At 63.3% G+C, this 21,738-nt stretch carries 22 protein-coding genes; 13 read left to right on the top strand and 9 right to left on the bottom strand.

What is annotated here, in order from left to right:
- Positions 1–34: 34 nt before the first annotated feature.
- From QCE79_RS20645 to QCE79_RS20590, 12 genes are all read left to right on the top strand, one after another.
- Positions 35–1,582 carry an amidohydrolase family protein gene (locus tag QCE79_RS20645; RefSeq protein WP_309847472.1) on the top strand — a complete coding sequence of 516 codons (1,548 nt, stop codon included), beginning with the start codon at positions 35–37 and terminating at the stop codon, positions 1,580–1,582.
- A complete protein-coding gene (locus tag QCE79_RS20640; protein ID WP_404989391.1) occupies positions 1,582–2,817 on the top strand; it encodes an ArgE/DapE family deacylase in 1,236 nt (411 codons plus the stop codon). The genes QCE79_RS20645 and QCE79_RS20640 overlap by 1 nt, the downstream gene beginning before the upstream one ends.
- A 31-nt stretch (positions 2,818–2,848) precedes the next feature.
- Positions 2,849–3,583 carry an aspartate/glutamate racemase family protein gene (locus tag QCE79_RS20635; RefSeq protein WP_309847468.1) on the top strand — a complete coding sequence of 245 codons (735 nt, stop codon included), beginning with the start codon at positions 2,849–2,851 and terminating at the stop codon, positions 3,581–3,583.
- A gap of 210 nt (positions 3,584–3,793) precedes the next feature.
- Positions 3,794–5,239 (top strand): dihydropyrimidinase, encoded by a 1,446-nt coding sequence (gene hydA / locus QCE79_RS20630; protein WP_309847466.1) that lies wholly within the window; start codon positions 3,794–3,796, stop codon positions 5,237–5,239.
- An 80-nt stretch (positions 5,240–5,319) separates the two neighbouring features.
- Positions 5,320–6,960, top strand: coding sequence for an ABC transporter substrate-binding protein (locus tag QCE79_RS20625; RefSeq protein WP_250527176.1), 1,641 nt, complete (start codon positions 5,320–5,322; stop codon positions 6,958–6,960).
- Between the two features lie 73 nt (positions 6,961–7,033).
- Positions 7,034–8,074 carry an ABC transporter permease gene (locus QCE79_RS20620; RefSeq protein ID WP_309847463.1) on the top strand — a complete coding sequence of 347 codons (1,041 nt, stop codon included), beginning with the start codon at positions 7,034–7,036 and terminating at the stop codon, positions 8,072–8,074.
- Positions 8,071–8,922 (top strand): ABC transporter permease, encoded by an 852-nt coding sequence (locus tag QCE79_RS20615; RefSeq protein WP_250511705.1) that lies wholly within the window; start codon positions 8,071–8,073, stop codon positions 8,920–8,922. The genes QCE79_RS20620 and QCE79_RS20615 overlap by 4 nt, the downstream gene beginning before the upstream one ends.
- Positions 8,919–10,586 carry an ABC transporter ATP-binding protein gene (locus QCE79_RS20610; protein WP_309847460.1) on the top strand — a complete coding sequence of 556 codons (1,668 nt, stop codon included), beginning with the start codon at positions 8,919–8,921 and terminating at the stop codon, positions 10,584–10,586. Before QCE79_RS20615 ends, QCE79_RS20610 begins: the two co-directional genes overlap by 4 nt.
- Positions 10,583–11,509 (top strand): NAD(P)-dependent oxidoreductase, encoded by a 927-nt coding sequence (locus QCE79_RS20605; RefSeq protein ID WP_309847458.1) that lies wholly within the window; start codon positions 10,583–10,585, stop codon positions 11,507–11,509. The genes QCE79_RS20610 and QCE79_RS20605 overlap by 4 nt, the downstream gene beginning before the upstream one ends.
- Positions 11,510–11,532: 23 nt before the next feature.
- A complete protein-coding gene (locus QCE79_RS20600) occupies positions 11,533–12,291 on the top strand; it encodes a 3-oxoacyl-ACP reductase family protein (protein ID WP_309847456.1) in 759 nt (252 codons plus the stop codon).
- 47 nt (positions 12,292–12,338) lie between these two features.
- Positions 12,339–13,241, top strand: a complete 903-nt coding sequence (locus QCE79_RS20595; protein ID WP_309847453.1) for a polysaccharide deacetylase family protein — start codon at positions 12,339–12,341, stop codon at positions 13,239–13,241.
- A 71-nt stretch (positions 13,242–13,312) separates the two neighbouring features.
- Positions 13,313–14,032 (top strand): GntR family transcriptional regulator, encoded by a 720-nt coding sequence (locus QCE79_RS20590; protein ID WP_244831166.1) that lies wholly within the window; start codon positions 13,313–13,315, stop codon positions 14,030–14,032.
- On the opposite strand, the gene QCE79_RS20585 is transcribed toward QCE79_RS20590, so the two are convergent.
- The 9 genes from QCE79_RS20585 to QCE79_RS20545 all read right to left on the bottom strand — a co-directional run bounded on the left by QCE79_RS20585 (position 14,029) and on the right by QCE79_RS20545 (position 20,568).
- Positions 14,029–14,838 carry a TIM barrel protein gene (locus QCE79_RS20585; protein ID WP_309847451.1) on the bottom strand — a complete coding sequence of 270 codons (810 nt, stop codon included), beginning with the start codon at positions 14,836–14,838 and terminating at the stop codon, positions 14,029–14,031. The genes QCE79_RS20590 and QCE79_RS20585 overlap by 4 nt on opposite strands.
- Entirely contained in the window at positions 14,838–15,257 is a 420-nt protein-coding gene (locus tag QCE79_RS20580; RefSeq protein ID WP_244831164.1) for a RidA family protein, read from the bottom strand. The genes QCE79_RS20585 and QCE79_RS20580 overlap by 1 nt, the downstream gene beginning before the upstream one ends.
- 12 nt (positions 15,258–15,269) lie before the next feature.
- Positions 15,270–16,037, bottom strand: a complete 768-nt coding sequence (locus QCE79_RS20575) for a transporter substrate-binding domain-containing protein (RefSeq protein ID WP_244831163.1) — start codon at positions 16,035–16,037, stop codon at positions 15,270–15,272.
- A gap of 75 nt (positions 16,038–16,112) precedes the next feature.
- Positions 16,113–16,841 carry an amino acid ABC transporter ATP-binding protein gene (locus QCE79_RS20570; protein ID WP_309847444.1) on the bottom strand — a complete coding sequence of 243 codons (729 nt, stop codon included), beginning with the start codon at positions 16,839–16,841 and terminating at the stop codon, positions 16,113–16,115.
- Positions 16,838–17,512, bottom strand: coding sequence for an amino acid ABC transporter permease (locus QCE79_RS20565; RefSeq protein ID WP_244831161.1), 675 nt, complete (start codon positions 17,510–17,512; stop codon positions 16,838–16,840). Before QCE79_RS20565 ends, QCE79_RS20570 begins: the two co-directional genes overlap by 4 nt.
- On the bottom strand, positions 17,509–18,201 hold the full coding sequence (locus QCE79_RS20560; RefSeq protein WP_244831160.1) for an amino acid ABC transporter permease: 693 nt from the start codon (positions 18,199–18,201) through the stop codon (positions 17,509–17,511). The genes QCE79_RS20565 and QCE79_RS20560 overlap by 4 nt, the downstream gene beginning before the upstream one ends.
- A gap of 27 nt (positions 18,202–18,228) precedes the next feature.
- Positions 18,229–18,933 carry a substrate-binding domain-containing protein gene (locus QCE79_RS20555; RefSeq protein WP_309847440.1) on the bottom strand — a complete coding sequence of 235 codons (705 nt, stop codon included), beginning with the start codon at positions 18,931–18,933 and terminating at the stop codon, positions 18,229–18,231.
- Positions 18,934–18,949: 16 nt separating this feature from the next.
- Complete coding sequence (locus QCE79_RS20550; RefSeq protein WP_309847437.1) at positions 18,950–19,612, bottom strand: aspartate/glutamate racemase family protein; 663 nt, start codon at positions 19,610–19,612, stop codon at positions 18,950–18,952.
- A gap of 11 nt (positions 19,613–19,623) precedes the next feature.
- Positions 19,624–20,568 (bottom strand): glutamate cyclase domain-containing protein, encoded by a 945-nt coding sequence (locus tag QCE79_RS20545; protein WP_250527166.1) that lies wholly within the window; start codon positions 20,566–20,568, stop codon positions 19,624–19,626.
- Positions 20,569–20,880: 312 nt separating this feature from the next.
- Here QCE79_RS20545 and QCE79_RS20540 point away from each other — a divergent pair, with 312 nt between their 5' ends.
- Positions 20,881–21,723 (top strand): GntR family transcriptional regulator, encoded by an 843-nt coding sequence (locus QCE79_RS20540; RefSeq protein WP_309847433.1) that lies wholly within the window; start codon positions 20,881–20,883, stop codon positions 21,721–21,723.
- Positions 21,724–21,738: the final 15 nt, after the last annotated feature.

The raw sequence follows: 21,738 nt of genomic DNA, 5'->3' as shown, positions 1-21,738 counted from the left end.
TTTCCCCATTCACTTCGAGAGAGCAGAGAACGCGATGTCCGAATCATTGATCGTGGCAGGATGGATTGTGAAAGGCGCGGCCGACCGGCATGCGGCCGAGGTGGTGCGCGACGCGGCGCTGTATCAACGCGATGGCGTGATCGTCGAGATCGGCCCGCGCGATGCGATGGTGCAGAAGTATCCGCACGCGCTGCGCCTCGGTTCGCCCGACACGGTGCTGATGCCGGGCTTCGTCAACAGCCACCATCATGTCGGGCTCACGCCGGTGCAACTCGGCTCGCCGGACCATGCGCTCGAACTCTGGTTCGCGAGCCGCATGGGGGCACGCGATATCGACTTGTATCTGGACACGCTCTACTCCGCCTTCGAGATGATCGCCTCGGGCATCACGACCGTGCAGCATATTCACGGCTGGCGTCCCGGTCCGCTCGATGCCATCCATCGGGCCGCGTCGCGCGTGCTCGATGCGTATCGCGATCTCGGCATGCGCGCGTCGTACAGCTTCGCGGTGCGCGATCAGAACCTGCTCGTCTACGAAGCCGACGACGACTTTTGCAGCCGCCTGCCGTCCGAAACCGGCGATAAGCTGCGGGCGCATCTGCGGCGTTTTCGCATTCCGCTCGCGGATTACCTGCAACTCTTCGATACCCTCACGCGCGAGAACGAAGGCCATGCGCTAACGGCCATTCAGCTCGCGCCGGCCAACCTTCACTGGTGCAGCGACGACACGCTGCTCGCGCTCAAGGAGAAGTCGGCACGGCACGGCGTGCCCATGCACATGCATCTGGTCGAAACCGCGTATCAAAAGGAATATGCGCGGCGTCGCTCGGGCAAGACGGCAGTCGGCCATCTGAACGATCTGGGCCTGCTCGGTCCTTCGCTCACGCTCGGCCACGGTGTCTGGCTCACCGAGGCGGACATCGAGACCATCGCGCATACGGGCACCTGCATCTGCCATAACTGCAGTTCGAACTTCCGGCTGCGCAGCGGCGTCGCGCCGCTTAACGCGTTTGCGCGGCATGGCGTGACGGTCGGCATGGGGCTCGACGAAGCGGGCATCAACGAAGATCGCGACATACTTCAGGAGATGCGTCTTGCGCTCAACGTTCACCGCACGCCGGGCATGGACGACGACGTGCCGACATGCCCGCAGATTCTCAAGATGGCAAGCGAGGACGGCGCGCGTACGACGCCGTTCGGTGCGCGTATCGGCAGGCTCGAAGAGGGGCGTCTCGCCGATCTCGTGCTGATGAACTACAAGACCGCGACGTGGCCGTATCAGGACGACGACATTCCCATGCTCGACGCGTTGATGATGCGCGCCAAGACCAATGCCGTCGATGCCGTGATGATCGGTGGCGAAGTGGTGTATCGCGAAGGCCGCTTCACGCGTATGGATCGCGATGCGGTGCTCGAAGACATCGCGCGTACGCTCTCGCAGCCGCGCAGCCCTGAAGAGACCGCGCGCCGCGAATTGGGGCGCGCCGTGTTTCCGCACGTCAAGGCGTTCTATGATGGCTATCTGACCGGCGAAAGCGAGACGCCGCGCGAGCCGTTTTACGCGCCGTCGTCGCGCATCTGATGCGGAGACCGAACGTGCAGGCGCTTTTACAATCGATCGATACGCGCTTCGAAGCGCAAGTGGAATTTCTCGCGGCGCTCGTGCGCAAGCCTTCCGACAATCCGCCCGGCGACTGCGCGCAGCACGCGCACATGACTGCCGGGCTGCTCGAAGCGCTCGGCTTCGAAGTCGAACGTCACGCGGTGCCGCAAACGCTCGTCGAGGCGGCGGGCATGCAGAGCGTCACGAATCTCGTCGTGCGGCAACGCTTTGGCGTTGGACCTGTCATCGCGCTCAACGCGCATGGCGATGTGGTACCGCCCGGCGAGGGGTGGTCGAGCGACCCGTACGGCGCGCAGATTCGCGAGGGCGCGTTATACGGGCGCGGCGCGGCGGTATCGAAGTCGGATTTCGCCACGTATGCGTTCGCGTTGAAGGCGCTGGTCGAAAGCGGCGTTGACCTCAAAGGCACGATCGAGCTGCATCTCACCTACGACGAGGAAACCGGCGGTCTGCTCGGGCCGGGATGGTTGCTTGCCGAAGGCATCGTCAAGCCGGATTACGCCATCTGCGCGGGCTTCAGCTACGCCATCACGGTTGCGCACAACGGCTGCCTGCATCTGGAAGTCACGGTGAGCGGCAAGTCGGCGCATGCGGCGCGGCCCGATACCGGACACGACGCGCTCGAAGCCGCAACCGTCGTGCTGAACACGCTGTATGTGCATCGGCGCGAGTTGCAGGAGATTCGCTCGGCCACGCCCGGTATCGAGCATCCGACGCTCGTCGTCGGACTGATCGAAGGCGGCATCAACACCAATGTCGTGCCCGACCGCGTGAGGCTGCGGCTCGACCGGCGCATCGTGCCCGAGGAAGATCCGACGCGCGCGCGTGAACGCCTGGAAAGCGTCGTGCGCGATGCGGCGCGCGAACTGCCGGGCATCACCATCACCACGCGCGAAGTGCTGGCCGCGACGCCCATGCGCACGCTGCCGGGCGCGGAACGTCTCACGCACGCGTTGCAGGACGCGGCGCTCACGATCATGGGCATCGACATACCGGCCGAAGGCGTGCCGCTCTATACCGACGCGCGTCTTTATTGCGAAGCGGGCGTGCCGACCGTGATCTATGGCGCGGGGCCGCGCACGCTGCTGGAAGCGAACGGACATCGCGCGGACGAGCACGTCAAGCTCGAAGACATGCGTATTGCGACGAAGACCGTCGCGCTCGCGCTGACCCGGCTTTTGGGCGGCGCTTGAGTTCAGGCCACGAATCGAACGAAAGGAAGTCATGCGCATCAAGCTCATCAATCCCAACACGACGCAAGGCATGACCGACGCGATGGCCCGCTGCGCGCGCGCGGTCGCTTCGCCCGGCACGGAAGTCGTGGCGGTCAGTCCGACAATGGGCCCGCCTTCGATCGAAGGCCATTACGACGATGCGCTCGCCACGCCCGGCCTCCTCCTGGAAGTGGCGCGGGGCGAGCAAGAAGGCTGCGACGCGTACGTGATCGCCTGCTTCGGCGACCCCGGCCTCTACGCCGCACGCGAACTCGCGCGCGGACCGGTGATAGGCATCGCGGAAGCGGCGATGCATGCCGCGAGCGTGCTTGCGCCGGGCTTTTCCGTGGTGACGACGCTCGGACGCACGCGTGGACTTGCCTGGCATCTCGCGCAGCGCTACGGCATGGAGCGCTTTTGCCGCAACGTGCGCGCAACCGAACTCGCCGTGCTCGAACTCGAAACGCCCGGTTCGGCCGCGCGCGCCACGATCCTCGAAGAATGCCGGCGCGCACTCGACGAAGACGGCAGCGAGGCGATCGTGCTGGGCTGCGCGGGCATGGCCGATCTGTGCGCGGAGTTGCAGGACACGCTGGGCGTGCCCGTCATCGACGGTGTGACGGCCGCGCTCAAGTGGTGCGAGGCGCTCGTCACGTTGAAGCTCAATACCGCCAAGCGCGGGGAATTCGCACGGCCGCTGGCCAAGCGTTACGTCGGGGAACTCGCGGCATTCAGTCCGCTTTGATCTGGTAAGACTCAACGCCCTCCGCTTCAAACCCTTCCTTCCTCACAAAACCACGCGCGCCCGGACCGTTGAACGTCCCGGCGCGCGTTGCCGCTGATCGGCTGGAAATCTAGTCAACAACGTTGTTGACAACAAAAGTATTTTTGACACGCTATTTTTCGGTGTAGTTTACTTGAACATGTCAACAACGCCCGCTACACCGGAGCATGCATGGACGCAGAATTCGACCTCGTGATTCGCAACGCCCAAGTCGCCACCGCAAGCGATACGTTCCTCTCCAACATAGGTGTGAAGGACGGCCGCATCGTGCAGATGGGTTTGTCGCTCGGCGCGGGCAAGCGTGAAGTGGACGCGCAAGGCCGCATCACCACGCCCGGCGGCATCGACGCGCATTGCCATCTGGATCAGCCCATCGCGCCGCCCGCCCGCATGACCGACGACTTCGAGTCCGGCACGCGCTCGGCGGCCTGCGGGGGCACCACGACGATCATCCCGTTCGCGGCGCAGCAAAAAGGGCAAACGCTGCGCGCGGCCGTGGACGACTATCACCGGCGCGCGGAGGGACGGGCGAGCATCGACTACGGCTTTCACCTGATCGTCTCGGACCCGACGCCGGACGTCATGGCGAATGAGTTGCCGCAGCTCATCGCGGAGGGCTACACGTCGTTCAAGATCTACATGACCTACGACGACATGAAGCTCGACGACGGCCAGATTCTGCGGCTGCTCGCGCTGGCCCGCGCGCACGGCGCCATGGCGATGATCCACGCGGAAAACAGCGAGTGCATTGCGTGGCTCACCGAAAGCCTGCTCGACGCGGGTCTCACCGCGCCGCGCTATCACGCCGCCTCGCGTCCCATGCTCGTGGAGCGCGAAGCCACGCATCGCGCCATCAGCCTGGCCGAACTCGTCAACGTGCCAATGCTGCTCGTGCATGTCTCCGCGCGCGACGCGGTCGAGCAGATTCAATGGGCGCGAAGCCGCGGCCTCAAGGTGCTGTCCGAGACCTGCCCGCAATATCTGTTTCTCACGGCCGAGGACCTCGGCATGGACGACGGCTACGAAGGCGCGCGCTGTGTGTGCAGTCCGCCGCCGCGCGACAGCGATAGTCAGGAAGCGATCTGGAGCGCGCTCGCGGACGGCACGTTCACCGTGTTCTCGTCCGACCACGCACCCTTCTCGTTCGAAAGTCCCACGGGCAAGAAGCCGGGCGGCGAGGAAGTCGCGTTCCCGTATATTCCGAATGGCATTCCGGGCATTGAAACGAGACTGCCGCTGCTCTATTCCGAAGGCGTGATGACCGGGCGCATCTCGATCAACCGCTTCGTCGAACTCACCGCGACCAACCCCGCGAAGACCTACGGGCTGCATCCGCGCAAAGGCACCATCGCGATCGGTTCGGATGCCGATCTCGTGATCTGGGACGAGCATCCCGACGACCCCGTGCGCCTGACCAACGCCATGCTGCATCACGCCGTCGATTACACGCCATACGAAGGCCGCTCGCTCGATTGCTGGCCGGCCTACACCATCGCGGGCGGCGAAGTCGTGTGGGACGGAAGGCGCTACTTCGGCACGCCGGGACGCGGACGCTTCTTGCCGCGCGGCCTGCCCACCATCGTTCCGGCCAAACCTGCCGGCCGCGCGGCGCGATGAAGCGCGACGCGTCTGTTTCGAGTTCGCATCAACGGTTCCATCCGATTCCACCGGTCTCATCTTCACGCAAGGAGCGTGTCATGTCGCAAACCTACGACGCCAAGCCCGCGTCCGCATTGACGCGAGCGGGTTCCATCCAGCTTGCGCGGCTTATCGCGGCGGCCGCCGCGCTCGGCATCGGCGCGCTTGCCATGCCCGCCTTCGCGCAGAACAACAATTCGGTTCTGGTCGTGGCCGGGCCGCGCACGCCGGAGTCGCTGGATCAGGAATATCCGCCGACCGAAGCCAGTCACGAGGCGCGCCGCAACGTGTTCGAACGCTTGCTCACCTATGAGATGAAGCCGGGTGAAAACGGCGTGACCGTCGAGGACTTCAGCAAGCTCAAGGGTGCGCTCGCCGAAAGCTGGGAGACTTCGCCCGACAAGACTTCGATCACCTTCCATCTGCGCCCCGGCGTCAAGAGCTATGCGGGCAACACGCTCACCGCCGACGACGTCATGTGGACCTTCCAGCGCGGCTGGAATCTGAAGGCCACGTTTCGCTGGTACATGACGCAGGTGCTGAAGATCACCGACTTCGACACGGCCTTCAAGAAAATAGACGACCACACGGTGAAGGTCACGCTGCCGGGTTCGTCGCCGCTGATCGAACGGCTGTGGGTGAACAACGATCTCGGCATTATCGATTCGGTCGAGATCAAGAAGCACATCACGCCGGACGACCCGTGGGGATCGCGCTGGCTCGCGAGCCATTCGGCATCGTTCGCGCCGTATCAGGTCACGAAGTATTCGCCCGGCCAGGAAGTGGTCTACGAGAGCAACAAGAACTACTATCGCGGCGCGCCGAAGCTCACGCGTATCGTGTTCCGCGAGATGCCGACGTCGGCCAACCGCCTCGCGGCGTTGCAGGCGGGCGCCGTCGATGTGGCCGAATGGCTCGCGCCGCGCGAACAGGCCACGCTCGAAAAAATGCCCGGCGTGAAAGTGTGGAAGGTCTACGGCAACTACATTCAGCGCGTGGAAATGAACAACGCCGTTGCGCCCTTCAACAACGACAAGGTGCGTCAGGCGCTGAACTACGCGGTGCCGCGCGAGCAGATCCTCAAGTCCGTGTTCTACGGCACGGCGCGGCCCACCAAGAGCCCGGTATCGGAGATCTATCCCGCGTACACGGATCAGTACTACCACTACACCGAGGACCTCGACAAAGCGCGTGCTTTGCTGAAGGAAGCGGGTTATGAGAAGGGCTTCAAAACGCAGTTGGGCTATCCCACCGGCGACCAGACCGAGGAAGAACTGGCGATCATCCTGAAGACGGCTTTCTCGAAGATCGGCGTGGACGTGGAATTGCAGAAGCTGCCTGCATCGACGCTCGTCGAGCGCTATTCGAAGGGCACCATTCCCATGTACTTCTTCCGCGACATGGCTATCGTGCCGGATGCCGCGTACGTGACGAATCTCTGGCTCAACAGCGCGTCGCTCATCAACTATTCGCATTACAAGAATGCGGAAGTCGACAAGCTCATCAACGACAGTCTTTCGATGACCGACGAAGCCAAGCGCAAGACTTCGATGGAGCGCGTGCAGCAACTCGTGATGGGCGAAGCACCGTGGGTGTTCCTCATCAATCCGGGTTATCAGCTTGCCACGCGCGCCAACATCAAGGGCTATAGCTGGAACACGACCAACGGCAATACCTGGTACGACTTTTCCAAGAACTGAGGTCCTGACGCCGTGACGCCGCCGCGCAAGCCGGCGGCGTCTTCGCGGCGCGATCCTCCTGAAGGAGTTCGCGATGTCCCTCTTCACCGCGTGGCGTTCGGCGCCGCGACCGCTTCGCATCGTCGTCGCGCGGATCGGCATTCTCATCCCGCAGATGTTCGGCGTGATGTTCGCGACCTTCCTGCTGATCCGCCTCCTGCCGGGCGACCCCGCGTTGCTCATGCTCGGCAACATGGCGACGCCAGACGCCATTGCATCGTTGCGCGAGAAGCTGCATCTCAACGGCACGGTATGGTCGCAATTCGGCGGCTATCTCGTCGCGCTGATGCACGGCGACCTCGGCACCTCGATGTTCACCTCGAACCCCGTCACCGTGGATCTGCTGCAACGCGTGCCCGCCACCCTCGAACTCATCACCTATTCGATGATCCTCACCGTCGTGCTCGGCGTTGGAATCGCCGTGACCTCGGCGGTGCGGCCGGGCGGACTGGTGGATCGCGCGAGCCGCGTCTACGGACTTGCCGCCGGCGCGATACCGGACTTCTGGGTCGGGCTCCTCCTCATCTACGCGCTCTTTCATATGGCGGGCATTGCGCCCGCGCCGTTCGGACGCGTCGATTCATTCGTCACGCCGCCGCCCACCGTCACCGGCTTCTACACCATCGACAGCGTGATTGCCGGCGACTGGGAAGCGTGGCGCTCGGCGGTTGCGCATCTGTGGCTGCCGGTGCTCACGCTCACCATCGTCAACATGGGCGGCCTGATGAAGCTCACGCGTTCGACTTTCGACGGCATCTATCGCAGCGAGTTCATCCGCCATGCGCGCGCGTCCGGGCTTTCCGAGCCCATGCTCGTGCGAAGCGCGCTGCGCAACAGCTTGCCGCCCATCATCACCATGATCGGTTTTCTGTTCGGCTTCCTGCTTGGCGCGGCCGTGCTCGTGGAGACCATCTTCGCGTGGGGCGGCCTCGGGCAATACGCGGTGCAGGCCGTCATGAACAGCGACTATCCCGCGTTGCAGGGTTTCGTGCTCGTCGCGGCGGCCTTCATTCTGCTCGTCTACACGGCGGTGGACGTCCTCTACGGACTCGCCGATCCGAGGATCGAAATATGAAACCGATGAATGCGCTCTCCGCTTTTCGCCAGCGTCTCGACAAAGCGCTGATCTTCGGGCTTGCGCTGCTCGTGCTGCAGATCGTGCTGATCGTGTTTGCGCCGCTCATCGCGCCGCATTCGCCAATAGAAGCGGACCCGTCCAACATTCTGAAGGCGCCTTCGTGGCACTACTGGTTCGGCACCGATGTATCGGGCATGGACATTCTCTCGCGCGTGATCTACGCAACGCGCATCAACCTGCTGATCAGCGTGACGGCGGTGGCGATTGCCTTCGTGATCGGCGTGCCGATTGGTCTTTTCATCGGCTACTACCGGAATATGTTGAGCACACTCGTGATGCGCGTGTTCGACTTCATTCAGTCGTTTCCGGTGTTCGTTATCGGCATGGCGCTGGTGTCGGTCATGGGCCAGGAAATCTGGAACGTGGCGATCGTGCTCGCCGTGCTTTTCATTCCGATGTTCGCGCGCCTGATCCGCGCCGAAGTGCTCTCGTTGCGCGACCGCCCGTTCATCAGCGCGGCGCGTTGCAGCGGCGCGACGGACGCGGGCATCATGTTCCGCCACATTCTGCCGAACGCGATCACGCCAGCCATCGTGCAGGTTTCGATCAGCATCGGCATGGCGATTCTTCTAACCGCGGGTCTTTCGTTCGTCGGCGCGGGCGTGCGCATGCCGACGCCCGAATGGGGCTTGATGGTCGCCAACGGCGCGCAGCAAATGATTCTCGGCGTGTGGTGGGCGGCGCTCTTTCCGGGCCTTGCCATCATCGTGTCCGTGCTGACCTTCGCCATTCTCGGCGACGCCGTCAAACGTATTGCAGAACCCGTTTCGCGAGGTGAGCAATGAACGCGTCTTCGCGACCCGTGCTGCTGGAAGTCGAACGGCTCACCGTCTCGTTCGGCGAGACTCCCGCCCGCCGCGTTCTCGATGAAGTGAGCTTCACGCTGCGCCAGGGCGAGATTCTCGGCATCGTCGGCGAAACCGGCGCGGGCAAGTCGGTGCTGGCTCGCTCGATCATCGACCTGTTGCCGGAGGGCGGACACATCGACGGCGGGCGGGTGATGCTCGCGGGGCAATCCGTGCTCGACATGCCCGCGCGCGAGAAGCGGCGCTTTCGCGGCGGCGAGGTCGCGCTGATCGGCACCAATGCAAAGATGCTGCTCGATCCGGTGGAGACGGTCGGCGCGCAGATCGTGCGCGTGTTGCGCGTGCATGAACGCATTGGACGGCAGGCGGCGTGGCGCGAGGCGATCGAACTCTTTAAGCAAGTGGGGATCGTGAATCCGGAAGCGCGCGCGCATGCTTATCCGCACGAACTATCGGGCGGCATGGCGCAGCGCGTGGTCATTGCGATGGCGTTGATCGCCCAGCCCAAGGTCTTGCTCGCCGACGACGCCACGCTCGGTCTCGACGCGACAATCCAGTTGCAGGTGCTCGATCTGCTCGCGCAGAAGGGCCGTGATCTGGGCCTCGGCGTCGTGATGGTCACGCACGATCTCGGCGTTGTCGCCAACTATTGCGACCGCGTGGCGATCATGAAAGACGGCCGGCTGATCGAGCTCGCTTCGGTCGGACCTTTTCTGCGCAGCCCGCAAGAACCGTACAGCCGCGAGTTGCTCGATGCCGCGAAAGCGCGCCCCGCGCCGCGCGAACCCGATCTGCGCACGGACGCCGACAAGGCCGCCGCGCGCCGTCCTTTGCTCGAAGTCGAACACCTGGTGAAGACCTTCGTCTCGGACCGCAATCATGCCGTCGTGCGCGCGATCGACGATGTGTCCTTCGCCATCGCGAAGGGCGAAACCCTCGCGCTCGTCGGCGAAAGCGGCTCGGGCAAGACGACGACCGGCCAATGCTTGTTGCGTCTGCTCGATGCGGACTCCGGCGTGATTCGCTTCGATGGCGTGAACACGCTCGATCTGTCGGAGCGCGCGTTCCGGGCCGTGCGGCGGCGCATGCAGATGGTCTTCCAGGAGCCTTATGTATCGCTCAATCCGCGCTGGCAGGTCCGCGATCTGATTGCAGAGCCGTTCGCGCTCGGCGAGAAGCTCACGCGCGCCGACCGCGAGGCGCGCGTGCTGCATCTGCTCGATCTCGTGAATCTGTCGCGACGGCGCGCGACTGCGTATCCGCATGAGTTGACGGCGGGCGAACAGAAACGCGTGGGCATTGCGCGGGCGCTCGCGGCCAATCCCGACTTCGTCGTCTTCGATGAATGCACGACCGCGCTCGATATTCGCGTGCGTGCGCAGATCATCGACCTCGTGCGTAATCTGCAGGCAGAGATGGGCTTGTCCGCCTTGTTCATCACGCACGATCTGAACTCCGTGCGCTCGCTCGCGCACTATGTCGCGGTCATGCGCAACGGCAGGATCATCGAAACTGGCGAGGCTGAAACCGTATTCGAGCGGCCGGTCGAAGAGTACACGCGCAAGCTCCTGAAGGCCGAGTTGCCGATAGAGGAAGTCGCAAAGACGGTTCACCATCTCGATGTCGCGGGAGAAAGACAATGAGCGTGCCGCAGAGAATCATCGTAACGGGCGCGGCGGGGCTCGTGGGCCGCGCGGTGGTCCGGCTTTTAAACGCGCGTGGCGATGAAGTCGTCGCGATGGATCGCAGCGGCGGGTTGCGCATAGACGATGTCACCGTCGCCGAGTGCGATCTGCGCAACGTGCACGGACTGCATGCGCTGGCGCGCGGCGGCGTGTCGGGCGTCATTCATTGCGGTGCGTTTTCCGGGCCGATGGTCGCGCGCGATAACCCCGCCGCCATGTTCGACGTGAACATCGGCGGCACGGCCAACATGCTGGAAATAGCGCGCATACATGGCGCGCGCCGCTTCGTGTATTGCTCGTCGACGAGCGCTTATGGCGATACGCCGCCTGGTCCCGTCCCCGAAGACGTCGTGCTCGCGCCCGCCAGTCTTTACGGCGCAAGCAAGGTCTGCGGCGAGCAACTCGTCAGCGCCTACGCGCGGCAATACGGCGTGGATGGCGTGAGTCTGCGGCTGTCGTGGGTGTACGGCCCGCATCGCACGACCGACTGCATGATCCGCCGCATGCTTACCGACGCCATGGCGAAGCAGCCGACGCGCGTGCCGTTCGGCTTCGACTTTCATCGCCAGTACATTCATGTCGACGATGCCGCCGCCGCGCTCGTCGCCGCGCTCGATGCGCCGTCGCTGCCGCGCCGCACCTACAACATCACCGGTGGCGTGCGCGCGACGCTCGGCGAAGTGGCGGATATCGTACGCCGCGTGATGCCCGGCGCGGATATCGAACTCGCGCCCGGTCCCGATCCGCTCGACGAGAATCAGGAACGCTTCGACATTTCGGCGGCGGCCACGGACTTGGGTTACAGGCCGCGCCTCGACCTCGAAGCGGGCATTCGCGCTTACGCGCAATGGCTCGCCGAAACATCGGCCGAAACCGCATGATCGAATCAAGGAGGAGCATCAGCATGGAATCGTTCTCGCTGAAGGGCCGCACGGCGTTCGTGACCGGCGGCAACACGGGTATCGGCCGCGCCATCGTGCAACTGTTCGCGGCTCAGGGCGCGAAGGTCGGCATTTCGCATATCGGCGATGCAGCCGGCGCGCAAGCACTCGCCGACGAACTCGCCGCCAGCGGTGCAGAAGCCGCCGTGACCGAATGCGACGTCACCGATGCCAATGCCGTCGCGCGCCTGAACGCATGGAGCCGCGAGCATCTCGGCCCCGTCGATATTCTCGTGAATGCGGCGGGAATCAGCGGCGAGACGCCGTTCGTCGATCTGTCCATCGACGAATGGGACCGCATGATGGCCGTGAATCTGCGCGGCACGTTCCTCGTCACCAAGCAGTTTTTCGCGGACATGATCGCGCGGAAGTACGGCCGCGTCATCAACATCGCCTCGCAACTCGCGTACAAGGGCACGTACGACATGAGCCACTATTGCGCGTCGAAGGCGGGCGTGGTCGGCCTCACGCGCGCGCTGTCCTACGAAGGCGCGCCGCACGGCGTGACCGTCAACGCCATTGCGCCGGGCCCCGTCGAAACCGCGATGCTCGCGAGCTTCACAAACGAATGGCGCGCGATGAAGTTCGCGCAGCTTCCCGTCGGCCGCTTCGGTGAAACCGGCGAGATCGCCCCCACCGCGCTCTTGCTCGCATCGGAAACGGGCGGCGCGTATTTCATCGGTCAGACGCTCTCGCCCAATGGCGGCGACGTGATGCTTTGAGCCCGCTCATCCTTTCGAAACACCACGACACGACACAGGAGTGCAGCATGGATCTCGATCGCGATTTCATCGGTTATGGCGCGCATCCACCCCACGCGCGATGGCCGGGCAACGCGCGTATCGCCATCAACTTCGTGATGAATTACGAGGAAGGCTCGGAGCCTTCCATCGGCGATGGCGAAGCCGCCACCGAGACCTGGTTCACCGAATCGCACGGCTTGAACTCCGGCGTGCGCGGCCGCGATCTTGCAGCCGAAGGTCTCTTCGAATACGGCAGCCGCGTGGGGTTCTGGCGCCTCATGCGGCTTTTTCGGGAGCGCGGCCTGCCGCTCACCGTGTATGGCTGCGCGCTGGCGCTCGAACGCAATCCGCAGGCAGCGGAAGCCATACGCCATTCAGGCTTCGACGTGTGCAGTCACGGCTGGCGCTGGATCAAGCATTACGACCTGAGCGAGGAAGAGGAACGCGAGCATATTCGCCGCGTGATCGAGTCGCTTGAGCGCACGACGGGCGAGCGTCCGTACGGCTGGTATTGCCGCTATTCGCCTTCGGTAAACACGAGAAGGCTGCTCGTCGAGGAAGGCGGCTTTCTCTACGATTCCGACTACTACGGCGATGAATTGCCCTTCTGGAAGGTGGTTCAGGGCCAGCCGCATTTGGTGATACCCTACTCGCTGACCACGAACGACGGTCAGTTCGCCGGGTCGGTAGGCACGGCCAATCAGTGGTTCGAATTCATGCGCGACAGCTTCGACATGTTGTATAGCGAAGGCGCGACACAACCGAAGATGATGTCGGTCGGGCTGCATATGCGGCTCATCGGTCATCCGGCGCGCGCGGCGGGTCTCCAGCGTTTCCTCGATCATGTGATGAAGCACGAGGACGTGTGGGTCACGCGGCGTATCGACATTGCGAACCACTGGATCAAGGAACATCCGTTCGTGCGGTAAGCGGTCGGGCGAAGCGAGCCTGACCATCGGCATGTCTCTTTCGACATGCGCCAATCCATCAGACGCGGCACATGCTAAAAACCGTCGGCGAAACGCAGAAACTCAAGCCCCGCAAGACAGGCGACGGCGACAACACCAGCGAAGAGATTTACGAACAGATCTACGTCGCACTACTGGAGCATCGGCTCGTGCCCGGCACGAAGCTCGCCGAAGAACGTCTGGCCAGTATCTTCGGCGTGAACCGGGCACGTGTGCGCGACGCGTTGAGCCGGCTTGCATATGAACAGATCGTCGAGGTGTATCCGAAGAAAGGCTGGTTCGTCGCGAAGCCTTCGGTGGACCAGGCGCGCGATGTTTTCGAAGCGCGCAGGGTGATCGAACCCGCAGTCATTGCGCGGCTCACGCGCAGCATCACGCCTGACAAGCTCGCGCAAATGCGCGAGCACTTGCGGCTCGAAATGGACGCGCGCGAGCGTTCGGACAAGCGCGCGGTCATCCGGCTCTCGGGCGAATTTCACAATCTCGTGGCGACGCTCGCGGGTAACTCGTCGTTCACGCGCAGCGTGCGCGAACTATCGACACTGACGTGCCTCGTCATCCTGCTTTATAACGCGCCGATAACGTCGAGTTGCCGCGCCGATGAACACACCGCTATCGTCGATGCCATCGCCAAGGGCGACGGCGACAAGGCGGCGGAGTTGATGCTGCATCACCTCGATCACATTCAAAGCGCGCTCAATCTGGATGTGGTCGAGGAGGAAGTGGACCTGGAAGCGATATTCAAGCGCTAGGGTGCTTCTTTGAAGGCATTGAGCCACCCGAGCCCCGCGACCGTCGATTCACGAGGCCGATACTCGCAGCCAATCCAGCCTTCGTAACCCTGCGCCCGGATACTCGCGATCAACTCGTTCCACGGCATGTCGCCGGTGCCGGGTTCGTGGCGGCCGGGTGCGTCGGCGAATTGAATGTGCGCGACGTCGGGCGCATACAAGGCGAATTGCTCGACCACATCGAGACCGCTCATGCGGCAATGATAGGCATCGAAAAGCAGGCGCAACTTAGGTTGCGCGATCTCCTTCATCAACGCATGCGCCTCTTCGAGGCTGCGCAGAGCATAGCCCGGTACGTCGATCTGATTGAGGCATTCGAGCAGCAGCGTGACGCCGCTATCGCGCGCCGCATCCGCAGCCCACGCGAGATTTTCACGCAACGTATCGCGCACCTGTTCAACGGGCACGCCGCCTGGCGCAAGTCCAGCCATCACGTGAATGAGCCCGCACTTCAGCGCCGACGCGTAATGCAGCGCACGCAACACGCCATCGCGATACCGCGCCCGTTCGCCGGGAATGCATCCGAACCCGCTACTGCCGATACTTCCAGGCGGCGCGGCGGGCGTGTTGATCAGCACTTGCCGAAGCCCCGTGGCATCGAGCGTCGCCTTGAGAATCGCAGGCTCGAACTCATAAGGCGACGCGTACTCGACCGCGCTAAAGCCCTGCTTTGCGGCCGCCTCGAAGCGTTCGAGAAAGGGCAGCTCCGTAAAGAGCCACTTGAGGTTCGCGCAGAACCTGAGCGAAGTACCGTTCGATGTCTGCATCACTTCAGTCCGACGATCAGCTCGACTTCCACCGGCGCGCCATGCGGAAGCTGCTGCACGCCGATCGCGCTGCGTGCGTGGCCGCCGACTTCGCTGCCCAGCGCGTCGATGAGTACGCGCGAGGCCGCGTCGATCACCTTGCCCTGCGCCGTGAAGTCCGGCGAGCAGGCAACGAAGCCGGTCAACTTGAGCACGGCCGCGATTTTCTCGCGCGAGCCGAGCGCGCGCTCCAGCGCCGCGAGACACGCATGCGCGCAAAGCGCGGCCGCGGCTTCGGCGTCGGGCATCGCAATCTCTTCGCCTACCTTGCCGCGATACTTCAGTTCGCCCGCCTCGCGCGGAAGCTGTCCGCTTACGAACGCAAGATTGCCGAATAGCCGTACCGGCGTGAGCAGGGTGGAAGCATTCGATGAATTCATGTCACCGCCCGTTCAATAAACGCTGCGCGAAATGTCGATTCCGAAGTACTTCTTCCAGACCGCGTTGAGCTTGCCGTTCTGAAGATTGCTCGCAACCCACGTATCGAGCCAGCCTTGCATGGCGGCATCGTTTCGCTTGAGGCCGATGGCGAGCGGGTCTTCGGCCACCTGGAACTGATACTCGAAGTTGGATGCGGGGCTCGTCTCTTTGACGGCAAGCGCATCGGCGAGCGCAGCCACGAAGATGCTCTGCTGACCCGACGACACCGCCGTACGCTCGGTGGCCTCGTCCAGATAGCGGACGATGTTCACGTCCTTCACGCCCTTGTCCTTGATCGCCGCAACGAGATCCAGATCGGCCGTGGTGCCGCGCGCCGTAGCCACCGTCTTGCCGGCAAGACTCTCGACATCCTTCAGCGTGTTCTTGCCCGGCGCGACGACGAAGATCGGCTCGGTGGCATACGGGCGGCTGAAGCCGATCACCTTCTTGCGTTCATCGGTGACCGAGAACGACGCAACGACGATATCCGCCTTGCCCGTCAGCAAGAACGGAATGCGGTTGGGTCCGTTCACGGGGACGATATTCAGCTTCACGCCGAGGTCGTTCGCAATCAGGCGCGCGATATCGAGGTCGGTGCCGGTCTGCACGGCGTTCGCGTCGATCATGCCGTAAGGAGGATGTGTGAAGTCGATACCCACGTTGATGCTGCCGCGCGACTTGATGTCGGCGAGCGTGTCGGCGCTGGCCGCGCTATTAAGCGCGCATAAGGTCAAGGTCATTGCAAGGAATCGGGTCCAGCCGCGCTTCAGGTTCATTTCGCGTGCCTCTGGTTCAAAGGTTGATGAGTAAAAGGGTTACAGCCCGTTGCCTACGAAAATTTGAAGCTCGGCGGTTCTGGGCGCTTCGAGCATCGCGCCGCTACCCGCTTCCCAAACCACGCCGTCGTTCATAAACACCACTTTCTGCGCGACCGAACGCGCAAACGCCATCTCGTGCGTGACGATCAGCATGGTCATGCCATCGCGCGCAAGCCGTTCCATCACGCGCAGCACTTCGCCGGTGAGTTCGGGATCGAGCGCGGATGTCACTTCGTCGAACAGCATCACGGCAGGTTGCATGGCGAGCGAACGCGCAATCGCCACGCGTTGCTGCTGACCGCCCGAGAGTTCATGCGGATACGCCGATGCACGCGCGCCGAGTCCCACCTGATCGAGCACGTGTGCCGCGAGTTCTTCAGCGGCGGCGCGCGCGAGACGGCGCACCTTGAGCGGCGCGAGCGTGATGTTCTGCTTGACGGTCAGATGCGGAAACAGGTTGTAGCTCTGGAACACGATGCCCACGTCGAGCCGCAATGCGCGCAGGTCCACTTCCGTATCGCCGAGCTTGTGCCCGCATACTTCCAGCGTTCCGCCAGTGATGCGTTCGAGGCCGTTCACGCAGCGTAGCGCCGTGCTCTTGCCGGACCCCGAGCGGCCGATGAGCGCGACGACTTCGCCCTTGCGCACATCGAGATCGATACCCTTCAGCACTTCGGTCGAACCGTAAGCCTTGCGCACGCCCTTGAAAGTGACGATGTTGTTCATTGCGTCGAATCCTTGCCGAGTCTCGCACCGAAGCGGCCCATGCGTTCCAGCCGGACACTCATGCGCGCCACGGGATAACAGAGAATGAAATACACGCCAGCCGCGAGCGTGAAGATGACGAACGGCTCGAACGTGGTGTTGTTGACCATGCGCGACGTGTAGGTCAGCTCGCTCATGCCGATGACCACCGCATACGACGTGTTCTTGATGAGCGCGACGACGAAGCCAACTGTCGGTGGCACCGAAATGCGCAGCGCTTGCGGGAGGATCACGTGCACCATGCGCTGCAGATACGAGAGCGCGAGCGACTCTCCCGCTTCCCATTGCGTGGCGGGCACGGCGAGAATCGCGCCTTTCCAGATCTCGGCGAGATAGGCGCCCGCGTTGACCGCGAGCGCGACGGATGCGGCAATGACCGGCAACACGTCGAAGCCGAAGAGTCCGATGCCGAAGTACACGACGAACATCGCGACAGGCAGCGGAATGCCCTGCATCACGGTGACGTAGGCGCGGCCGAGCCTCAACGCAATGCCGCGTCCCGACACGAGCAAGAGCGCCACGGGCAAGCCGATGATCGCGCCACCCACCGCTCCCGCGACCGACAATTCGACGGTGGCGAGCGTACCCTTGAGCATGTAGGCGAGCTGGGCGTCCGTGAGGTTGAAGATCATGAACGTCCTCCGCGCGCACCCGCAAGACCCAGACGCGGAAACATGAACGCGCCTGCCGCAAGCAACGCCCAGCGCAACGCGCTGGCGAGCGCCAGATAAGCGAGCGCGATCACCATGTACGCCTCGAAACCACGAAACGTGATCGACTGAATCAGATCGGCAATGCCCGTGAGTTCCTCCGCCGATATCTGCGACATGATGGAAGTGGCGAGCATCATCAGGATGAACTGGCTCACGAGTGCGGGATACATCTTCTCCACCGCCTGCGGAATCTCGACATGCCACAACACTTGCCGCCGCGACATCGCGAGACACGACGCCGCTTCGATCTGGCCTTGCGGCACCGCTTCCAGCCCCGCGCGCATGATCTCCGCCGTGTAGGCGCTGACGTTGACCACGAGCGCTGCAATGGCTGCCTCGAACGCGGGTACGTGCAACTTGATCGCCGCGAGCCCGAAGAAAATCCAGAACACTTGCAGCACGAGCGGCGTGTTGCGGATGACCTCGACATACGCGCGAATGGCACGCGAAAGACCGGCGCCGCCATGCAGACGGCCCACGGCGAGCGCCACGCCCAAGGCGAACCCTGGCACGGTCGCGACGATGGTCATGCGTATCGTCAGCCAGATGCCGTAGAGCAGATCGCCCCAGTACTGCTGCAGGAAGCTGAAATCGAATTGATAGTTCATGGCCGGCGGAAGGCTGTGGCTGCTGAATTAATCGAGACACTCGAGGCCGAACTTCTCGTAGGCATCGCGTGCGGCGGGCGAATCGAGTGTGAGGAGCAAGGCTTCGGTTTCAGGCGTTTCGTCGGCACCCGCGAAGGCGGCGATGGAGAAGCACGTGTACGACTGCACTTCCTCGGGCAGCGGACCGGCGATCTTTACGCCCGACACCATCGCAAGTTCGCTGAGTTGTTGAATGGCCACATCCGCATCGCCGCGCGTCACGCATTCGCCCGTGAATCCCTTGGGGATGACGGTCGCGTTCGTGTCGATCTGCTGCGCGATTCCGAGCCGCCCGAGCAAGGTCGCGAAGTAGACGCCGCTCGCGCCGCTACGCGAATACGCAACGGACTTGGCCGCTAGCAGACAGCGCTTCAACTCGTCGACGGTGCGAAGCGGCGGCGCAGACGCATTGCTCGCGACCGCCACGCCTATCCCGGTGCGCACGATTGCACGCGCCCCGCGCGGGCTCAGAACACGTTGCGCGATGAGATCGTCGATGGCGGAGGTCACCGCGACCATCACGCTCGCACGCTCGCCACGCACGATGCGTTCGAGCAGCACGTTGGTGGGATCGAACGTCGCGTTCACAGCCAAGCCGTGGTGCCTCTCGAAGGCGGGCAGCACGCTTTCTGTAAGCGCGCCTTTCACGGCCAGCGTGCTCATGAGCGTAAGCGGCCTTGTCTCGTGGATCATCGGTTAGCTCCTTCTCTCAAAGACCAAGGCGGCTTTTGAGCCGCCGCACCGCGCTTTGCGGAGCGGCGAACACGGGAACACGCACCGCTTCTGTCACGAGCGCCTGCGCACGCGAAGTGGAGAAATGCGCGAGCAGGATCGCGTCGTAGCCATGCAGCTTCGCGGCTTCCTGGGCCACGAGCGCGTTGTGTGCCGATGCATCGCCCGCACGCAGCTTCGTCATGGCTTCGGCGGCCACGAACGTATCGAGCGTCGCTTGCAGATTGATGCGCGCGGCTTCCTCGGCGAACTCGGCTTCCATCGTCGGCACAGCCGGGGCGAAGGTCGCGATCATCGCGAGACGGCTGCCGCAGGCAAGCGCGTCCTGAAACATCGCGTCGTTCGGCTTGCAGACCGGCACCGGCAACTCGCGATCCGCTTTCTCTATGGCCGGACCAAACGCCGAACAGGTCGCGAGAATCGCGTCCGCGCCCGCTTCGTAGCCATAGCGCACGAGATTCACGAAGCGCTGCATCAGCGCCGGCGTGAGTTGCTCGTCCGCTGCGCGCGCGGCCGTGAGACCGTCGTCGAGCAGATTGCTCAAGCGCGCTTCGGGCCAGTCCGCTGCGAACGCGCGATGGATAGGCTCCATCGCGACCGGCGTGGCATGCAGCAATACGATCGAAAGATCCTGTCTCATGGCACGTGCCCCTAGCGCGCCACGCCCGGCGAAGACGAACGCGCGACCAGCGCCTGAATGCCGTCGATGATCGCAACGTGGTCTTCCAGCGGCAACCGGTCGATGGTCATCTGCAGCTTGCCGGGACGATCCACGCGGCTGTCGTCGATGGCCTGACCGATCTCCACGGCCGCCGCCAGCACCTTTTTCTCGAACGCGCCGTTGAAATGCGCGAGAAGCGGCTGTGCCAGCTCCGGCTTCAGCTCCGCGACCGCGCCGAGCAAGCCATACGCGCCCCAGTTGGCGACGCCAGACACGATCAGATAGTCGGCCGGCGTGCGCGCGGCGATGAGCGGCCCGTTCGGGATGTCTGTTTCGACGATCTCTTTCGGCAACACGCCCATGCCGATCTCATTGCCGCCGTCGCCGATCCCGATGGTCTTCCACGGCGCCTGCCATCCTTCGTCGGCGAAGAGGTAGTCGAGCGCGGCGGTGTCGTCGGAGATATCCCAGCCATGCTCGCGATGCGCGCGCCCGTCGGAGCCCAGCGAACAACGTTCGATGGCGATCAGATGCGTAATCGGATGCTCCGCCGTTTCGAGGCGCTTGCGCAGATCGCGCACGGCGGTGTCGTCGACATCGACCACTTCGAGCGCGACCTTGCCCGGCAACACGCGCGTCACGGCCCATGCGGCCTTGGCGCAAGGCGCATCGGTAATGACAGTCACGCGCATGCCCGCTTCGACAAAACCCGCTGCCAGTTGCGCCATGCCGTTGAGCCCGTCCGTTTCGGGCGAAGGCGGCTCGGCATGACGCACGAAAAATCCGCAGACGATGCCGATATGCGGCTCACGTTGTCCCGCAATGCTCGCGGCGGCGCGCGCCAGATTGCCCTTCGCGAAGGCGACCAGACGGCTGATGTCGCGCCGTACTTTCTGGCCGACGAGCGTTTCGATTCCTTCTATTGCGTCGCTCAACTCGTTCTCCTTTATTGGTGTGTCGTGCACGAACGGCCTGTTCGCAGGCGTGCCAGGGTCCTTCCGGGTCAGCGCCAGAATGTGTTTGGAACCTGGGTCGTCAGTGAAGAAGCCGGGTGCTTCGAATTGCTCGTCGATGAGCAACGACCCAACCTTAGCATGTGAATATACGTCGCGTATACTTTTCAAAAAAATAGTTGTTCATGTGCGCAAGAGCGTTATTGAGCAAGGCGAAGGCGTAATAGCCGACATCCTATATACTTCGCATATACGAAATTGAACGCCTGCGCCAGGGCGGGAAAACGAGAGACTATGCCGAAGCTGAAAACCGCCGCCGCGAAGACCGCCGGCAGAACCGTGTCGCGCAAGACGTCGGCGAAAGCCGCGCTCGTGTCATCCGACGATCCATCGCAATCGATACTCGATGCAGCCGAACCCGTCGCCGCCGAAAGCTCGATGAGCCAAACCGATTCGGCCGTGAACGCCATTCGCTCGCGCATCATCGATCTGACGATTTCGCCGGGCAGCCGTATAGACGAACCCATGCTGCTGAACGACTTCATGCTCGGACGCACGCCTGCGCGCGAGGCCATCAACAGGCTGGTCGCGGAAGGCTTCGTGAATATCGTGCCCAACCGCGGCGGGACCTTCGTGCGCCGGCTCGACTTCGAGGAGATCGGCGAGATTCTCGTCGCGCATCAGCTAGCCGAGAATATCCTCGCGCAGATGATGCGGTTCGAACCGGGACTGGCGGAAGACCTGACGACGATTCAGACGCAATACGTCACGCAAGTTCAGGCGCGCGCGTTTCTGAACATCACCGCGCTCAACGAGAAGTTCCACATGCGAATGAATCAGGCCGTGGGCAATGGCTTTTTCTATGAGTTTGCGCAATCGACGCACCGCCATGTCCGGCGGCTTTTGGTGCATCTCTACAAGATGGAAGCCGAATCGACGCCCGAAGAGCAGGACCTGCAGTTCGACAGGAACCTGCGTGAGCACGACAAGATCATCGAGATCGTGAAGCGCAAGGACCGCGCGGCGCTCGTGAAGTATCTGCCCGCGCATGCGCGAGCGACACAGGACAGGTTCGTGCATCTGCTCAAGAGTCGCAATGCCCCGCCGTTCGATCTCAACGTCAAGCAGTTTCCCTGACGCGCCGGTGCATCT

The sequence above is a fragment of the Caballeronia sp. LZ003 genome (assembly GCF_031451465.1).
Classification (GTDB): Bacteria; Pseudomonadota; Gammaproteobacteria; order Burkholderiales; family Burkholderiaceae; genus Caballeronia.
The sequence above is the reverse complement of the archived record's forward strand: the minus strand, read 5'-3'. Positions and strand labels throughout refer to the sequence as shown.

Excerpts from the sequence above, each read along its gene's own strand:
- QCE79_RS20560 (WP_244831160.1), bottom strand. The coding sequence starts at position 18,201 with ATGAACTATCAATTCGATTTCAGCTTCCTGCAGCAGTACTGGGGCGAT.
- QCE79_RS20570 (WP_309847444.1), bottom strand. The coding sequence starts at position 16,841 with ATGAACAACATCGTCACTTTCAAGGGCGTGCGCAAGGCTTACGGTTCG.
- QCE79_RS20620 (WP_309847463.1), top strand. The coding sequence starts at position 7,034 with ATGTCCCTCTTCACCGCGTGGCGTTCGGCGCCGCGACCGCTTCGCATC.
- QCE79_RS20585 (WP_309847451.1), bottom strand. The coding sequence starts at position 14,838 with ATGCAGACATCGAACGGTACTTCGCTCAGGTTCTGCGCGAACCTCAAG.
- QCE79_RS20575 (WP_244831163.1), bottom strand. The coding sequence starts at position 16,037 with ATGACCTTGACCTTATGCGCGCTTAATAGCGCGGCCAGCGCCGACACG.
- QCE79_RS20540 (WP_309847433.1), top strand. The coding sequence starts at position 20,881 with ATGCCGAAGCTGAAAACCGCCGCCGCGAAGACCGCCGGCAGAACCGTG.
- QCE79_RS20625 (WP_250527176.1), top strand. The coding sequence starts at position 5,320 with ATGTCGCAAACCTACGACGCCAAGCCCGCGTCCGCATTGACGCGAGCG.
- QCE79_RS20635 (WP_309847468.1), top strand. The coding sequence starts at position 2,849 with ATGCGCATCAAGCTCATCAATCCCAACACGACGCAAGGCATGACCGAC.
- QCE79_RS20600 (WP_309847456.1), top strand. The coding sequence starts at position 11,533 with ATGGAATCGTTCTCGCTGAAGGGCCGCACGGCGTTCGTGACCGGCGGC.
- QCE79_RS20640 (WP_404989391.1), top strand. The coding sequence starts at position 1,582 with ATGCGGAGACCGAACGTGCAGGCGCTTTTACAATCGATCGATACGCGC.
- QCE79_RS20555 (WP_309847440.1), bottom strand. The coding sequence starts at position 18,933 with ATGATCCACGAGACAAGGCCGCTTACGCTCATGAGCACGCTGGCCGTG.
- QCE79_RS20615 (WP_250511705.1), top strand. The coding sequence starts at position 8,071 with ATGAAACCGATGAATGCGCTCTCCGCTTTTCGCCAGCGTCTCGACAAA.
- QCE79_RS20590 (WP_244831166.1), top strand. The coding sequence starts at position 13,313 with ATGCTAAAAACCGTCGGCGAAACGCAGAAACTCAAGCCCCGCAAGACA.
- QCE79_RS20550 (WP_309847437.1), bottom strand. The coding sequence starts at position 19,612 with ATGAGACAGGATCTTTCGATCGTATTGCTGCATGCCACGCCGGTCGCG.
- QCE79_RS20610 (WP_309847460.1), top strand. The coding sequence starts at position 8,919 with ATGAACGCGTCTTCGCGACCCGTGCTGCTGGAAGTCGAACGGCTCACC.
- QCE79_RS20605 (WP_309847458.1), top strand. The coding sequence starts at position 10,583 with ATGAGCGTGCCGCAGAGAATCATCGTAACGGGCGCGGCGGGGCTCGTG.
- QCE79_RS20645 (WP_309847472.1), top strand. The coding sequence starts at position 35 with ATGTCCGAATCATTGATCGTGGCAGGATGGATTGTGAAAGGCGCGGCC.
- hydA (WP_309847466.1), top strand. The coding sequence starts at position 3,794 with ATGGACGCAGAATTCGACCTCGTGATTCGCAACGCCCAAGTCGCCACC.
- QCE79_RS20580 (WP_244831164.1), bottom strand. The coding sequence starts at position 15,257 with ATGAATTCATCGAATGCTTCCACCCTGCTCACGCCGGTACGGCTATTC.
- QCE79_RS20565 (WP_244831161.1), bottom strand. The coding sequence starts at position 17,512 with ATGATCTTCAACCTCACGGACGCCCAGCTCGCCTACATGCTCAAGGGT.
- QCE79_RS20595 (WP_309847453.1), top strand. The coding sequence starts at position 12,339 with ATGGATCTCGATCGCGATTTCATCGGTTATGGCGCGCATCCACCCCAC.